The organism is Streptosporangium brasiliense (assembly GCF_030811595.1).
GTDB lineage: Bacteria > Actinomycetota > Actinomycetes > Streptosporangiales > Streptosporangiaceae > Streptosporangium > Streptosporangium brasiliense.
The window spans coordinates 1,919,735-1,934,233 of the sequence record NZ_JAUSRB010000002.1 but is presented as its reverse complement, the minus strand read 5'-3'; the positions used below and the strand labels follow the sequence as shown (position 1 = coordinate 1,934,233).

Genomic DNA, 14,499 nt, shown 5'->3' with positions numbered 1-14,499 from the left:
GCTAGAGAGCGGCGGACGCAGATGCCCTGATCGAGCGCCGAGATCATACGGCCGAGTCCGGGGCCGTTGCCGCCGTCGCCCCCGTGCCGCTACTTGGGATCGAAGAGCAAGTAGTCAATCTTTCCGTCCGCATCGACAGAGATCTTCGTGCCGTACTTCTGCCCCAGGGGAATGGATGTCAGCCCGACCAGCTCTGTCGGTCTGATGCCGCTCAGTTCGTCCACCGCCAGCCTCTTCAGGCTCTGGGCGATCTCATTGAACTTCCGCGGAGGAATCTCCTTGAGGAAGTCCTGGCTCAGATGCTCGTTCAGCTCGCTCTCGGCAAGAGGAGCGCGATTCACGGCATCCAGATACCACCGCAGCTGCTTGCCCACCGGGCTGTCGGGGATCGCGACCCCCTTGCCACCGTCAGCACTCGCGCATCCTGCCAGCAGTACGGCGAGCAGGACGAGAAGGGCGGCCAGTGTCCGGGACCGTCGCACCCATGACTCCTTGGGATCAGATAGTTGGGGCGAAATACTACCGATCGATCTTTCCCGGACCATGAACGTCTACTACCTCCGGTCGCGCTTCTCCTTTTTTCTTTCACGATCCGAGGGCCCGGGGGACGGATGACAACCGCAACCCCGGCAGTGCTCGGACAGCAGAAAGGCCCCCTCCCGAGGTGGCGCTTTCTAGGGGTCGTCGCAACACACATGATCAATTAGTGGCTGTAAGCAGCATAGCGAGACGCTCGGCTGGGGTATCCCAGTCGAGCGTCTTTCGTGGTCTGGCATTCAGTTCAGCAGCGACGGCGTCGAGCTGGTCGCGGGTGTGGGCGGACAGGTCGGTGCCTTTGGGGAAGTACTGGCGCAGTAGACCGTTCGTGTTCTCGTTGAAGCCGCGCTGCCAGGGGCTGGCCGGGTTGCAGAAGTAGACGGGCATGTCGACGTCGGCCTCGGTCCGGATGCCGGCAGGGCAGAGCCGAGCAGCCTTCAGGAGGAAGGAATCCTGGAGATCCACGCTCTGATTGTGCCCGACCACGGGCCAGCCCTCAGCTCAGGCGCCTCCTGATCCGTAGGCCCCCAAACGATGACCGGGATCGTTCAGAGCCGTTCACCGTACTGCCTGCCGGAGCTCCGATTGTTCAAGACTGTCCGGATCAGTTCATGATCACCTACCCGGGTGGCTCCCAGGATGACTCCCAGAAGCCCAGCGGGTCACCTGCTCGCAAAGACGTAAGCCGATCATGATTGGTCTGCGTCTTTGCTGCTGGGGCCACTGATCGCGTTCCCCCTGAGTCCCTGCTGCCGCTCCCCCTCGATCACCGCTCCATCGGGCACGCAACGGGCACGGTGGCTGATTCGGCGGGTACGGCCGGGACACTTGACCGGCGAGGAGGAGCCTCCGAAGGGTATTGGGCGTCTCCGGAACCACCTCATCGGCAGCCCGCGCCGGCCTCCATCGCGGCACCTATCAGCGGCGAGGAGCGTCAGGTTGCAGCGCGAACGCGCGCACCTCCCCGCCCGGACCAATGATCATCCCGGAGCCGGAGTGCCCCCGCCGGAGGCATCTCGACTTCGCACTCGACGCCTTGCCCCACTAATCACATTCGGACAAATAGCAGATAAGGGAATTTAACGCCTCAGATTTATATTAGGTGGCCCAATTTCTATATTTAGGAAGTTCCTGGAAGAACTCTAGAAAATCTCTTAAGAACCACATATCCTTCGCTGTGGCACGATCCATAAGGGTCGTTCTCAAACGGGGAGAAACGAAGGGAGTCGACATGCCGGATATCGACCTTGGGGTGGCCACCGACTGGGATGAAGGTGACACTCACGGCCGAATCAAGCTGCGCCAGAACCAGATCTACCCGTCCTCTCCGAAGAAGGACGTGCTCATAAGCTCACCGGTGAGCATCGAGTTTTCGGTGAACACAAACCTTTCCACCTCTCAGGAGGCGGACAAGATTTACTTCACGACCCACCACGGGTCACAGAAGAAGATCATCGCGATCCTGGACTCCAGCGGGAACCTCCACATCGCCGGCCAGGTGAAGACGGGCCAAACGAACATGACCTACGAAACGGGCATGTAGCGCCTCGTGGCGCGTGGGCACTGGTCCGTCGGCTGGCACAGCCTCGACCGGGCGACGGCCAGTGCGGCCGATAGCGTCCGCCAGGACGACAAAATGCTCGCGGCCGGCAGCGACGCACCAGTGCCTGTGCGCGACACCTGATCGGGGCCGGCGGAGTTCCCGTCGGCCCCGATCAATAGAAGGAAATGACTACCTCTGCTCGGATAGGGCCCGCCGCCTCGAAGAGGTGTGTTGTGTCCATCGCAAGATGTCGAGCAGTTGTTGACGCGGAAGGTGATTGCACTCCGAATGCTCATCCCCGCAAAATCTCGATGGATTTCCACCGTCAGCGTCAAAGTCCATCGAAATGGTCAAGCTAATTGGGTGGCACGCCCGCTTCTTTAGCCTCCTGAGGGAACTCCGGGGCCGCTCCTGCTGAAGTCGTCGAAATCGACGTCTCCGCTAGCCATTCGAAAGTTGTCGCTCAGCCCATCCGCCGCTATTTCGCGGGTGCCCCGATCCTCACCGGTGCGGTGAGAGGTGGCACCGCTGGCCCTGCAAGAAGAAGTGCAGTAATCACGGGCACAACCCCAGCTGTGAGGAGGACTGCAAGAAGCAGGGGGCACACCTGCTTCAAGAGGACCTGCCTCAAGGACTGTACGAGCCACGCCGACAGGTGCCCGGAACGTACGGGTGGGGGCGTCGTCTTCCGGCAGCGCAAGGGCAAGAGCAAGCTCACCCTTCAGTGCCCTCCCGAGCTCCTCGCACTACTCAAGGTGCACCACAAGCTCCAGGCCGCGGACCGGCTCAAGGCGGGGGGTCGCGGGGAGGATCACGACCTCGTGTTCGCCACCCGGCACGGCGGTCCGATCGAACGCACCGAGGACTGGAAGATGTGGAAGGCGATCCTCAAGCAAGCGGGAGTGCGGGACGTCCGAGTGCATGACGCTCGCCACACGGCCGCGACGCTTCTCATCGAGCAGGGTGTGAACATCCGCGTCTTCAGGAGGTCCTGGGCCACACGAGGGTGACCACGACCGAGCGGTACACGCATGTGTCCACACCCCTCATGCGCGACGCCGGGGAGCGGCCGGCCTCGGCACCCTGGGGAAAACCCTGAGCCCCCGTTATGCCCCGTTGCAACCAGGACTGCAACTATGACGCCTTTGGAGATCAGAAAGGCCCTCTCCCGAGGTTTTGGGAGAGGACCTCTGATCTACGGAGGCTCGGGGATTTGAACCCCGGATGGGCGGTAAACCCAAACCGCACTAGCAGCTCGGGGCGCCACCGTTCAGGACAGTCCCACCTGGACCAATACGCTCGGCTGGTCCGCTTGGAACAGCGTGGCACGACGGTGAACCGCAACCCAAACTGCAACCCGAACCGGCTCATCACCTGTGCGAACGCGGATGCTCCCAACCATCGCCCCTTACGCATGGAGCCGCCGTCAGACGACTGATGGCCGGTGAGGGTCGGTGAAGTCGATCTCTTTTTCATCGAAGAGTGATTCGAGGGCCTCCAAGCCGACATCTACGAAAAGGTCTCGTTCTGCCTGGGTGATCGGCAGGAGCCTGAGGATACGAGCATGGCCGCTGTCCCACGTGCAGACCTTGAACTCAGGGCCGAAGGGGTGGGGCATGCTGATCAGGTACCGGTCGCATGGTGAGTCGGCGAACCACGGTCGTCCGATAGGGACGACGTGACCGTGATCAAGACGCTGGTGAGGCGGGCCGGCAAGGTAGTAGGCGTTCATGGTCATCGACTCAAGGTGCTGCCAGTCGTCGGTCCGCGCGGTGAGGACGAATTCCAAGCCATGGCCATGGTCTGAGGTGATGTTCGCGCACCCTGAACTTACATAGACCCAGCCGCGGAATCGTGGCCCCGCCCGATACGGAAGATTCGGAATCCGGGAACACGCTCCTCAATGGGGCCGGGGACTCCCGGCAGGCAATCGACCACGTGCCCTTGGAAGAAGTCCTCCAGGTGGTCACGCAGGGCGTGATGGGCTCCGTCCATGTCAGTCCTCTCATGGCGGACACGACTCGTAAACGCCATGCTGCCCGAGCTTCTCGTCTGCCTCGTCCCACCCCGGAGGGGCAACAGCCTGGAGGAGCCGGGATGTTGGGTTTGCCTGGGACACAACAGGCGGGACGATCAGGCCCACCTCAGCCACTTACCGACCTACCGGTCCCTTCTGGCGATCGTCCCGGAGCCGAACTCCCCGCCGGGGACATAGCGGTTTTACAGAGGGCCGTGCTCCCGGCGACGACATGCCCTCCCAACAGGGCGAAAGCATTCTCCCCGGCCTCTACCACGTAAGATCATCCCGCATATATCCCACGGGCGGCACGACCTCCACGACGTGCGCTGTTCCGGTGGGTGGCCGCATCTCATGCATGGTGATCACGTCGCCCGGCTTGAGGTGTCGCCAGTGTTCAGGGGTGAGGGGAAGCAGTCGCACCGATGCGCGCCCTCCCGGCTCCAGAGGGTCGCGGCCCTCGATCCAAAGGCCGGCGATGCTGAGCAGGGGTTCCCCCTCAGGCGTGCGGCGGCCGAGGTCCCACATGGGCCGGAGCAATCCGCCAGCAGGTATGGATGTTGTACGGCCCCCCTCCCCGGCGGGCAGCAGGCGAAGCTCAGCCAGAAAGGCCCCGGTACGGGCCTCACTGCGCCGCCATTCACACCAGGCGACATCTGACTTGAGCCACATCAGGCGGGCAGCGTCGGCCAGCAGGCCCCAGAATTCCGGCGGCTGTGGATGGGCGTCACCGAGTTCTTCGAGAAGGAGAAGGGCCATCTCCCACTCGTCGTGCTTCAGGTACTCCAGCACGTCGGGCACGCCAACACCGAGTTCAGTCCGAGCGTCGGCGGGACAGAGCCGGGCCGCCTTCAGAAGAGGGGAGTCCTGGGAGTTCACGACCCGATTGTTCCTGGTGAGAGCTCAGCCACGGACTAACGCCTTCGTGATCGGCACCTTCTGATCCGTAGATCCCCAAACGATGTCCAAGGCCATTCGGGATCGTTCGACGCGCTGGCTGGCAGTCGCCCCGCTGTTCAGGTTCGTTCGGCTCAGTTCATGATCGTCCACCCCGGTGGCTCCCAACGTGGCTCCCACAAAAAGCGGATGAAAGCGGAGCGGGACTCTGGCTGCGCGATGCTTCGTGGCCTGCGGTGGAACACACATGCGATCGGACCAAGCCGCTTCCATTCCGCATGCTCAGGCCCGAAATCCTGTACGCCAGTAGCCTTGATCATCAGCCTGGGAACCCGCGACGACACTGGTCACGACGCTATTACGCCAAGCCCGGCGCCCCTGTGCATGCCGTCCACCGTCCTGGCTCATGCGGCCGCGCACGACGAACAGGCCCCAAGCCGGCCCTCATCTTTGCGTGCTTCCCGCCCACGGGTGAGCGCTCAGCCCCGCTGACCGGGACGTTCCACGATCACCGACGTCAGCAAGGCCGTGCTCCACACCGCTCCCTTGCGGGTGGCGGGCTCGCTGCTGCCAGGCATGAACGCATCGCGCAGCCAGACCGTCCGAGTTCCCAGGTAGCGGTAGGTGGCCGGATCCAGGATCTCGTATTGGCGGAAGGGCTGCGCATCGCCGGCGCGCTCCAGCCAGACGCCCAACCCACTGCGACTGGCGGCGTCGCTCACGCCCTGCTCGATCCGGACGCCGGGAATGAGCGCCAGAGCGCGGAACATGGCCGCCTCCAGCCTCGGTGGCATCGTGCCGTACCTGCTCAGGTAGAGCATGATCACGCGATATGCGCGGGCGTCGGCGGGTTCGATGCTCTTGGGCACCCCCTCCTCGCGGGCTCCCTCGATCCAGTGACGATCACCTGTGATCTTGGCCAGCAGCTTCCTCGGGTCAGTGGGCAGCTTGCGTAGCTTGGCGTCGTACTGCTGCGGCGACAGGTCGTCATCGCCGGGATCCAGCGGGTTGTGTTCCTTACCGACGGTGAGCTGGCCGTCCTCGTCGAAGGAGGCGGCCTGCCTGCCGTCATAGCGCAGCCATTGTTCCTGGGTCTTGGTCGTCTCTGAGTTCGGCTGCTTGTCCAGAGTCTTGGTGTAGTGCCACTGCGTCGGCAGCGGCACCTGGGCGCTCCTACGCCTGCTCGCCACATCGGCGGCGCGGACCAGCACCACGCTGGAGTCGAGCCGAACGACTGAGGGTGTAACCGCTGGCCCCTGAGCAGGTGGTTGCGGCCATAGGGTGGCCACGGCGACCGAGGCGGCGGCCCCCAGCGCCCCGATCGCAAGCAGGCGGCGCCCCACTGATCGCCTGCGCCCCCGTATCCGCTTCAGCAGCCGCCGGCGCTCCGAGATGATCCACTCATGGCCGGGCTCGGGGACCTTGGCACGCCACTCGTGCAACGATCGCAGGTCATCCATCAAAAGACTCCTCTCGGGTCATCGCGGGGTCGGATCCGCCGAGCGCCTGGCGTGTCCTCGTCCTGGCTCGGTTCAGGCGGGATCTGACAGTGCCGATCGGGATATCCAGTGCACGGGCCACGTCCTGATATGACATGTCGGCCCAGGCCACGAGTAACAGCACCTCCCGATCACCGGGTGACAGCTTTGCCAGCGCCGCCGCCAGACCGGCCTGCTGTGCGGCGACCCGGTCATCGACACGCTCGGCGTACGGCTCGACGATCTCGTCGATGCCGCTGCGGACCAGCGCCCGGTAGAACCGAACCTCCACACGTCTGTGTCGGCTGATGAGCCGAGCGGTGATGCCGTACAGCCAAGGCCGTGCGTCAGGATGGCTCATGTCATAGCGGCCACGGCGCCGAAAAGCGGTCAGAAAGGCGTCGGAGACGATGTCGTCGGCAAGAGAGGGGCCCAGCCGCCGGGCAACGTAACGCCGTAACGCGGGCGCGTGCCTGTCGAACAGGTCGGCGAAGGACTCCGGGTCGTGCTCCGACCGCCGTATCAGCTCGGCGTCGACAGCCCTACCGGATTCGTCATCGGTCACATGGTGCTCCAAACCCTGAGCGGTGGTTCACCAGCTTTCGCCCGAAGGGTCGGCGCGAGTTCGTGTCAGGGGATGTGATCTGCGTCACGCAGCGATCAGATCGTGACGCGACCCGCGACATCTGATCGGAAGGTCTCCAAACGATGTCCAGGATCGTTCAGGCCAGTTCGCCGCGCAGGTCGTGACCGAGTCGCCTGTTCAGATCAATCCAACTCGGTCCGGAGCCGTACGGCCCGTTGGCTCCCAAAATCGGAGTGCCGACGGTTTACAGGGCGTCACTCGTCCTGCTGTCCAACAATCTCTGACCTGCGGTGCAGCCGTGCGGACGACGGCCTGCCACAGAGATCATTCCGCGCATTCTCCGGATCATGGAAGACAGCGCCTCCCAACTGATCTGGGCCTCGGCATGACGCTCGACCCTCAACCACCTTGCTCAGTGAGCCGTGCTGAGGAACGAAGCACGGATCGTCGATCGCCCCCAACAATCAACGGTGGCCAGCCATGCAGTGGCGATCGTAGTGCTGTATCTGTGCGGCGGGGCGGCAACCCTGGTCGGTGCGTTCGGTTGGTGCGGCGGGTCGGCGTGCGGTGGCCGGCCCGGTGTCCCGCCGCCGTCCGGGACCGGCTCCCCGGCCGCACGCCCGGACGGCGGGCGGGCGGAGGGCCGGGGGTACGGCGGCGCGCCGCGCCGCCACTTGACCAGCACCGTGCTCAAGGTTCATCGCATCCTGTCGCGGGCGCTAACCATCGCGGTGCGCCGCAACAAGCTCACGCGGAACGTCGCGACCCTCGTCGAGGCTCCCTCGGCAGCTTCCACCGAGATCGAACCACTGAGCCGCGAGGAGGCTCGCAACATCCTCGACGTGGCCGGCACCCGGCGGAACGGGGCGCGCTGGTCGGTCGCTCTGGCTCTCGGCATCCGCCAGGGCGAGGCGCTCGGGCTCCGCTGGCAGTACGTCGACCTGGAGACCGGAGTGATCAGGGCGTGGTTCCAGATCCAGCGCACCGAATGGCAACACGGGTGCGCCGATCCCCATAAATGTGGGGAGAAGTGGCACCGCTGGCCCTGCAAGAAGAAGTGCAGGGATCACGGGCACAACCCCGGCTGTGAGGAGGACTGCAAGAAGCAGGGGCACACCTGCTTCAAGAGGACCTGTCTCAAGGACTGTACGAGCCACGCCGACAGGTGCCCGAAGCGCACGGGCGGGGGCATCGTCTTCCGCCAGCGCAAGGGCAAGAGCAAGCTCACCCTCCAGTGCCCGCCCGAGCTTCTCGCGCTACTCAAGGCGCACCGCAAGCGCCAGGCCGCGGACCGTCTCAAGGCGGGGGATCGCTGGGAGGATCACGACCTTGTGTTCGCCACCCGGTACGGCGGCCCGATCAAGCGCACCGAGGACTGGAAGGTGTGGAAAACCATCCTCAAGCAGGCCGGAGTTCGGGACGTCCGTGTGCACGACGCTCGACACACGGCCGCGACGCTTCTCATCGAGCAGGGTGTGAACATCCGCGTCGTTCAGGAGGTCCTGGGCCACACGAGGGTGACCACGACCGAGAGGTACGCGCACGTGTCCACACCGTTGATGCGCGATGCCGGGGAACGGCTGGCCTCCGCGCTCTGGGGAAAATCCTGAGCGTTGCAACTAGGACTGCAACTACGACGCCTTTAGAGATCAAAAAGGCCCTCTCCCAAGGTTCTGGGAGAGGGCCCCTGATCTGCGGAGGCTCGGGGATTTGAACCCCGGATGGGCGGTAAACCCAAACCGCATTAGCAGTGCGGCGCCATAGACCTGACTAGGCGAAGCCTCCTGGTTGCCGTGTGGCTCAGCACAGAGTACCGGCCATCCGCCAAGGCAGCAAAGCGGCCACCGGTCGCGTCGCCGAGAACGGGACCGGTGAAGTTATCCACTATCTGTGGATAACTTGCTCCACAACTGTGGATAGAGTCAAGTCTTCGCAGCTCGACACGGTGGATATCTTGTGGATTCTCGTAGTGCGAGACACAGATTCTCAACCAGCGGACACAGCAGAGACTCCCTCCCCGCCCACGCCGGAGGCGGGGACACGGGGAGGGAGTCCGAGTAGATCACGGGGATCAGACGGGGTTGGCCTCACCCTCGATCTCGATCTTGATCTTCTTGCCGACCAGGACGCCGCCGGTCTCCAGGGCCTGGTTCCAGGTCAGGCCGAAGTCCTCACGGTTGATCTCGGTGGTGATGGAGAAGCCCCACAGCTCCTGGCCCCACGGGTTGGTGCCGGCGCCGCCGTACTCGACGGTGAGCTCGACCTGCTTGGTGACGTCGCGGATGGTGAGGTCGCCCAGGACGGTGAACTCGCCGCCGGAGTAGCCGACCACACGGGTGCTGCGGAAGGTGAGCTCGGGGAACTTCTCCGCCGAAAGGAAGTCGTCGCTGCGCAGGTGGCCGTCACGGTCGGCGGAGCCGGTGGTGATGCTCTCCGTCTTGATCGTGAGCTCGGCGGAGGAGTCGAGAGGGTTCTCGGCGATGGTGACGGTCCCGGAGAACTCTCCGAAGTTGCCGCGGACCTTGCTCACCATCATGTGCTTGGCCATGAAGCCGATCCGGGTGTGGGCGACGTCGATGGCGAAGGTTCCGGGGGCCGGAATCTGCAGGTCTTCCCAGGTCCGAGTGCTCATGTCTACTCCCGATCGAGATGCTTGCCGTGCGGATGTTTGCGACAACAGATTTCTACACGAGGAATATTCCGCACGTCAACTATCGTCGGATACAGTGTGGACGTGACCCTGTTTGACGATTCCCGACTGACCGCCATGGGCCTGCTGGCCGAGGCCCACACCGGCCTGTCCGCGAAGATGCACCTGTCCTTCTCAGCGGCGGGACTCTCAGACATCGACTTCGAGACCCTGATCCGGCTGGCGCGCTCACCCGGCCAGCGCCTGCGCATGAGCGATCTGGCCGCGCAGACCAGCCTGTCCACCAGCGGGGTGACCAGGGTCGTGGACCGGCTGGAGCGCGAGGGGCTGGTCGCGAGGCAGGCGTGTGCCAGCGACCGCCGGACCTCCTACGCGACCATCACCGAGGCGGGCACCGACCGGCTCGGCGCCGTGCTCCCCCAGCACCTGGCCGACATCGAGACCTGGTTCACCGGCCTGCTCACCCCCGAGCAGCTCAGCACCTTCCTCGCCACGCTCAGGATCATCCGCGACGCCGTACGGCCGTGCGCTACGGCGGGGGCGGAGCTCACAGCGTCCGGATGACGGAAGGCGCACAGCGGTCGGATGGGAGAGGGCGCACAGCGTCCGGCCGACGGGAGCCCCCGTCCGGACGACGCCGGATGAGCAAGAGTTCCCCTCGGCCGCTGGATGACGGGAGCTCCTCTCGGCCACCGTCGGGCGGAGAGGCTCCCTCATCCCCCTCGGGCAGGGGAAGTCCCCGTCCGATCCGCCCTCGGGCAGGGGAAGTCCCCGTCCGCCGTCGCGCGGCACCCGCGGATCTAGCGCTGGGCCTGCGTCTCCATCTGCCGCTGCTCCGGGATCGTGAGGTCGCCGCGGAGCTTGGCCATCGCCCGCGAGACCGTGCTCTTGACCGTGCCGACGCTGATCCCCAGAGTCTTGGCGATCTCCGGTTCGGTCATGTCCTCGTAGTAGCGCAGCATGACCGCGGCCCGCATGCGGGCCGGCAGCCGCTCCAGAGCCTGCTCCACCCGCTCGGGCAGATAGCCGTGACCGTGGCCGCCCACCAGAACCGGTTCGGGGATCTCCTCCGACGGATACTCCTCCAGCTTGCGCCGCCGCCACCAGGAGATGTTGATGTTGATCATCGCCCGGCGCACGTAGGCGTCCAGGGCCGCGCGGTCCTGGATGCGGTCCCAGGCGAGGTACGTCTTGACCAGCGCCGCCTGGAGCAGGTCCTCGGCGTCGCTGGGCTGCCCGGTGAGCTGGTGGGCGGCGCGTAGCAGCGCGGGACCGCGAGCAACGACGTACTCGCGGAACTCCTCGTGGGTCCCGCCGGTCACCGCGATCACCAGCCCGTGGTCAGGGTGCGTCTCGTGGCCAGAATCGCAGCCGGAGCCCATAATTCGGCTGAACCGGAACCTATATTTCATCCCCTCAACGGCAAAAACAGCCCAGCCCCGTGATCACCGAGCCGCGGGACATTGGGTGCGGGTTTGCCCCAATGTGGGGGACAACGCGTTGCACCAGGGATGGGAATTTTGATACGTGGTCGGACACCTGCCGGAGTTATTGGCGCAAGCGGACGGCGGGACCCCGGCAGGCATGTGACGCTAACGGGGAAACCTCGGCGAAACATGGGGAGTGGCGATGCCGTACCGCAGCGTTGACCGCCGCCGCGTACTGGCCGCGGCCGCGCTCGGCCGGACCCTGGAGGAGCCGGGGGCGGTCTCCGACGACGGCGAGCTCCTCCAGGCGGTCACCGGTGAGATCCTCGACGTCAGCCCGCACCTGATAGTCGTCGACACCCCCGAAGGCCGTGAGGAGCGGCTCGTCATCGCGCCGTGGGCGACGGCCTGGCGCGGCGAGGCCGTCGCCCCGGCCGACCTGCCGCTGGGCACCCATGTGGTCATCAGGGCGCTCCGGTCCGGCCGGGTGGTGGACCGGATCTGGGCCGACATCACCCGGATCACCGGCGTGATCCAGTCCATCGGCTCCGGCTCCCGGGACCGCACCATGGAGCTGTACTGCGGGCCGCACCGGGGACGGCGCACGGTCGTCATCCCCTACCGCGCCTCGGGGCGGCTGCGGGTCCGGCACCCGCAGTTCGAGCCCGGCTATCTGTTCGACGCCATCGGGGTCCGTGAGGACGGCGTGGCCCAGGCCCGGCTGCCGGCGACCTCGCAGCCGCCCTACCGGTGGACGGCCGTGCCGCAGCCGCCCCCCGGCTACAGCGGTGTGCAGTCACGGATCTCCGGCACCGCCACCTGGTCGGACGCCTTCGACTGCGACGAGTCGGGGGCGGCCTACCCCATGTTGGAGCGCTCCGACGCCGACTGCGAGGACGCCGGGGTGTCCTGCGCGGGCCTGCCCTACCTCGCGCTGGGCTCGACGCTCAACGTGCGCAACGTGTGCGCCGGGCGCACCTCGGTCCTGCCCGTCGTGGCCTGCGGCTGTCTGGCCGGCCGGTTCTGCGACCGGTGCCTGGAGTGCGGCACCTCCCCGCGGGGCCGGATCGTGGAGCTGTCGGCGACCGCCTTCGTGGAGCTCGGCGGCGACCTGACCAGAGGGTGCTTCAACGCCCGGGTCGGATTGGGGTGACAGGGATGCTGACGACGATCGCCGCCGCGCAACTGCCGGTGCTGGGCGCGCTGCTGGCCGCGGGCGCGCTGGCCAAGGTGCGGACCGCGGTGAGCGAGTCCGAGCCGGGCGCGCTGAGCAGGCTCGGGCCGGCGGTGCTGGTGGCCGACCGCTGGCGCGCGCCCGCCATGCTCGGCTGCGCGGCCGTGGAGGCGGTCCTGCTGGTCGGCCTGGCGGTGACCGGCCATCCCCTGTTCCGGTGGGGCACGGCCGCCTTCTTCGCCGTGTCGACCTACGTCCTGTGGGAGCTGCGCCGCCGCCGCCCGGACGTGGGCTGCGGCTGTTTCGGCGAGGTCAGCGCCATCCCGGTGGGGCTGCGCTCGCTGGGGCGCACCATGACGCTGACCGCCATGGCCGTGGGCACGGTCTGGGCTCCGCCGGTCTCCGGCTGGTCGACACTGGCCGGCATCACCTGGCACCAGATCGCGGCCGCGGCCGGCGGGCTGCTGGTGCTCGCCGCCCTCTCGCCGGAGATCGAGGAGGCCGCGGCCCGGCTCCGGCACCGTGCCCCCTGCGAGCAGCGCCCGCTGGATCCGGCGACGGCGCTCAACCGGCTCCGTTCGAGCACCGCCTGGCGGGCGCACGAGGGACTCCTGTCGAGCACGGACCCGGTCGACAGCTGGCGGGAGCTCTGCTGGCGGTTCTTCGTCTATCCGGGACGCAGCCATACCGGGGACCCGGCGGACGTGGTCTTCGCGGTCTATCTGAGCGGGCGCCATCCGGCGGTGCGGGTGGCGATGGTCGGCGCCGACGGGCGGCAGATCGAGATCGGCTCTCTGCGGGAATCTATCCCCGTATCGGCCGGGCACTAGAGAGCCCTAGATTTTCCTACCCAGCGCGATTCAGCTCTATATAGCTCTCTAGCTTCCCCACTAGAGAGCCATATAGAGGTCTAGGAGACTCTCACACTATATCGAACATATGTTCACACGGGCTGGGAACGCAGGAACTTTCCGAAGTGCGGCACGGTGAACGCGATCAGTCCGCGCTCGGCGCTGTAGATCAGGCCCTTCTTGATGAGGCTGTCGCGGGCCGGGGAGAGGCTGGACGGCTTGCGGCCGAGCCCCTCGGCCACCTCTGCGGTGGCCACGGGCTCGTCGCCGATGGAGGCCATCGCGTGCATGTAGTCACGCTCGGCCGGGGTGGCCCGCTCGTAACGGCTGCCGAAGAACCCGACCGCGAGCTCCTCTTCGGCCTCCGGCGCCGAGACCCTGATGTCGTCGACGGTGATCGGGCTGCGCAGCGCCAGATCCCAGGCGACCTTGCCGTATGCCTGGACGAAGTAGGGGTAGCCGTCGGCGGCCTCGTAGAGCGCGTCGAGGGCCTCCTGGGTGAACGCCACGCCCTCGCTCTCGGCCGGGGCGATGAGCGCCAGATCGGCCGCCTCGCGGTCGAGCCGGTCGATCCTGGCGTAGCGGAAGAGCCGCTCGGAGTAGCTCTTGCTGGCCGACAGGACGCTGGGCAGGTGGGGCAGACCGGCGCCCACCACGATCAGCGGGCCGCCGCTCTGGGAGAGCTCGTGGCAGGCCGCGCAGAGCGCCGAGACGTCGGGGGTCTGCACGTCCTGCATCTCGTCGATGAACAGGGCGATGCCGACGCCGAGGTCGGTGGCCACCCCGGCCGCGTCGACGAACAGCTCGGTGAGGTCGATCTCCAGGTCTCCGGAGTCGGCCCGGCCCCGGCTCGCGGGCACGTCGATCCCGGGCGACCAGTGCGAGGTGCCCTTGGCCGCCGACGGATCGCGCATCGCGAACGCCTTGAGCACACCGAGGAACTCCTCGATGCGCTCGGGCGCCCGGTGCCGGGGCGCCAGCTCACGGATCGCCAGGTGCAGGGCGGCGGCCACGGGACGCCGGATCGACTGGTCGGGCCGCGCCTCGATCTTCCCCGTCCCCCACAGCCGCTGCATGGCCATCGACTTGAAGGTGTTGAGGAGGACGGTCTTGCCGACACCGCGCAGACCGGTGACGACCATGCTGCGCTCCGGGCGGCCACGCGCCACCCGCTCCAGGACGATTTCGAACTGCTGAAGCTCGCGGTCGCGCCCGGCGAGCTCTGGGGGACGCTGCCCCGCACCGGGGGCGTAGGGATTGCGCACGGGGTCCACGCTCTCGGACTTTATGACGGGATATAGCGGCCGACGTAGATTTCCGTAGAAAGCGCTACGGCGTG

General features: G+C 66.3%; 14 protein-coding genes, 1 tRNA gene and 1 pseudogene. 6 read left to right on the top strand and 10 right to left on the bottom strand.

What is annotated here, in order from left to right; translation table 11 throughout:
- Positions 1-89: 89 nt before the first annotated feature.
- Both J2S55_RS17690 and J2S55_RS17685 read right to left on the bottom strand, forming a co-directional pair.
- A complete protein-coding gene (locus J2S55_RS17690; protein WP_306861949.1) occupies positions 90-482 on the bottom strand; it encodes a Cpe/LpqF family protein in 393 nt (130 codons plus the stop codon).
- A gap of 217 nt (positions 483-699) precedes the next feature.
- A pseudogene (locus J2S55_RS17685) lies at positions 700-927 on the bottom strand (IS30 family transposase); the annotation flags it as partial.
- Positions 928-1,768: 841 nt separating this feature from the next.
- Here J2S55_RS17685 and J2S55_RS17680 point away from each other — a divergent pair.
- Positions 1,769-2,080, top strand: a complete 312-nt coding sequence (locus tag J2S55_RS17680) for a DUF6342 family protein (protein ID WP_306861947.1) — start codon at positions 1,769-1,771, stop codon at positions 2,078-2,080.
- A 575-nt stretch (positions 2,081-2,655) separates the two neighbouring features.
- Entirely contained in the window at positions 2,656-3,090 is a 435-nt protein-coding gene (locus J2S55_RS17675; RefSeq protein ID WP_306861945.1) for a tyrosine-type recombinase/integrase, read from the top strand.
- Between the two features lie 416 nt (positions 3,091-3,506).
- Here J2S55_RS17675 and J2S55_RS17670 read toward each other — a convergent pair whose 3' ends face one another.
- From J2S55_RS17670 to J2S55_RS17655, 4 genes are all read right to left on the bottom strand, one after another.
- Positions 3,507-3,965, bottom strand: coding sequence for a suppressor of fused domain protein (locus tag J2S55_RS17670; protein ID WP_306875463.1), 459 nt, complete (start codon positions 3,963-3,965; stop codon positions 3,507-3,509).
- Positions 3,966-4,367: 402 nt separating this feature from the next.
- The gene (locus J2S55_RS17665; RefSeq protein ID WP_306861943.1) at positions 4,368-4,976 is read right to left on the bottom strand and encodes a hypothetical protein; all 609 of its coding nucleotides are present in this window, start codon (positions 4,974-4,976) and stop codon (positions 4,368-4,370) included.
- Between the two features lie 497 nt (positions 4,977-5,473).
- Positions 5,474-6,454 carry a CU044_5270 family protein gene (locus J2S55_RS17660; protein ID WP_306861941.1) on the bottom strand — a complete coding sequence of 327 codons (981 nt, stop codon included), beginning with the start codon at positions 6,452-6,454 and terminating at the stop codon, positions 5,474-5,476.
- Positions 6,447-7,037, bottom strand: a complete 591-nt coding sequence (locus tag J2S55_RS17655) for an RNA polymerase sigma factor (RefSeq protein WP_306861939.1) — start codon at positions 7,035-7,037, stop codon at positions 6,447-6,449. The genes J2S55_RS17660 and J2S55_RS17655 overlap by 8 nt, the downstream gene beginning before the upstream one ends.
- 443 nt (positions 7,038-7,480) lie before the next feature.
- Here J2S55_RS17655 and J2S55_RS17650 point away from each other — a divergent pair, with 443 nt between their 5' ends.
- Positions 7,481-8,668, top strand: a complete 1,188-nt coding sequence (locus tag J2S55_RS17650) for a tyrosine-type recombinase/integrase (protein ID WP_306861937.1) — start codon at positions 7,481-7,483, stop codon at positions 8,666-8,668.
- A gap of 85 nt (positions 8,669-8,753) precedes the next feature.
- Here J2S55_RS17650 and J2S55_RS17645 read toward each other — a convergent pair.
- Positions 8,754-8,843 (bottom strand) — tRNA-Ser (locus J2S55_RS17645).
- A 286-nt stretch (positions 8,844-9,129) separates the two neighbouring features.
- Positions 9,130-9,690: a YceI family protein gene (locus tag J2S55_RS17640; RefSeq protein ID WP_306861935.1), complete on the bottom strand. Its 561-nt coding sequence runs from the start codon at positions 9,688-9,690 to the stop codon at positions 9,130-9,132.
- 102 nt (positions 9,691-9,792) lie between these two features.
- Between J2S55_RS17640 and J2S55_RS17635 the strand changes: the two genes are divergently transcribed.
- Positions 9,793-10,272, top strand: a complete 480-nt coding sequence (locus J2S55_RS17635) for a MarR family winged helix-turn-helix transcriptional regulator (RefSeq protein WP_306861933.1) — start codon at positions 9,793-9,795, stop codon at positions 10,270-10,272.
- A 236-nt stretch (positions 10,273-10,508) separates the two neighbouring features.
- On the opposite strand, the gene J2S55_RS17630 is transcribed toward J2S55_RS17635, so the two are convergent.
- Positions 10,509-11,120: a SigE family RNA polymerase sigma factor gene (locus tag J2S55_RS17630; protein ID WP_306861931.1), complete on the bottom strand. Its 612-nt coding sequence runs from the start codon at positions 11,118-11,120 to the stop codon at positions 10,509-10,511.
- A gap of 217 nt (positions 11,121-11,337) precedes the next feature.
- Between J2S55_RS17630 and J2S55_RS17625 the strand changes: the two genes are divergently transcribed.
- Together J2S55_RS17625 and J2S55_RS17620 are read left to right on the top strand one after the other, a co-directional pair.
- Positions 11,338-12,288 carry a hypothetical protein gene (locus J2S55_RS17625; RefSeq protein ID WP_306861930.1) on the top strand — a complete coding sequence of 317 codons (951 nt, stop codon included), beginning with the start codon at positions 11,338-11,340 and terminating at the stop codon, positions 12,286-12,288.
- Between the two features lie 5 nt (positions 12,289-12,293).
- Positions 12,294-13,139 carry a MauE/DoxX family redox-associated membrane protein gene (locus tag J2S55_RS17620; RefSeq protein ID WP_306861928.1) on the top strand — a complete coding sequence of 282 codons (846 nt, stop codon included), beginning with the start codon at positions 12,294-12,296 and terminating at the stop codon, positions 13,137-13,139.
- Between the two features lie 113 nt (positions 13,140-13,252).
- Here the strand turns inward: J2S55_RS17620 and J2S55_RS17615 are convergent, their stop codons facing one another.
- Positions 13,253-14,434 (bottom strand): ATP-binding protein, encoded by a 1,182-nt coding sequence (locus tag J2S55_RS17615; protein ID WP_306861926.1) that lies wholly within the window; start codon positions 14,432-14,434, stop codon positions 13,253-13,255.
- Positions 14,435-14,499: the final 65 nt, after the last annotated feature.

Excerpts from the sequence above, each read along its gene's own strand:
- J2S55_RS17640 (WP_306861935.1), bottom strand. The coding sequence starts at position 9,690 with ATGAGCACTCGGACCTGGGAAGACCTGCAGATTCCGGCCCCCGGAACC.
- J2S55_RS17630 (WP_306861931.1), bottom strand. The coding sequence starts at position 11,120 with ATGAAATATAGGTTCCGGTTCAGCCGAATTATGGGCTCCGGCTGCGAT.
- J2S55_RS17625 (WP_306861930.1), top strand. The coding sequence starts at position 11,338 with ATGCCGTACCGCAGCGTTGACCGCCGCCGCGTACTGGCCGCGGCCGCG.
- J2S55_RS17620 (WP_306861928.1), top strand. The coding sequence starts at position 12,294 with ATGCTGACGACGATCGCCGCCGCGCAACTGCCGGTGCTGGGCGCGCTG.
- J2S55_RS17660 (WP_306861941.1), bottom strand. The coding sequence starts at position 6,454 with ATGGATGACCTGCGATCGTTGCACGAGTGGCGTGCCAAGGTCCCCGAG.
- J2S55_RS17680 (WP_306861947.1), top strand. The coding sequence starts at position 1,769 with ATGCCGGATATCGACCTTGGGGTGGCCACCGACTGGGATGAAGGTGAC.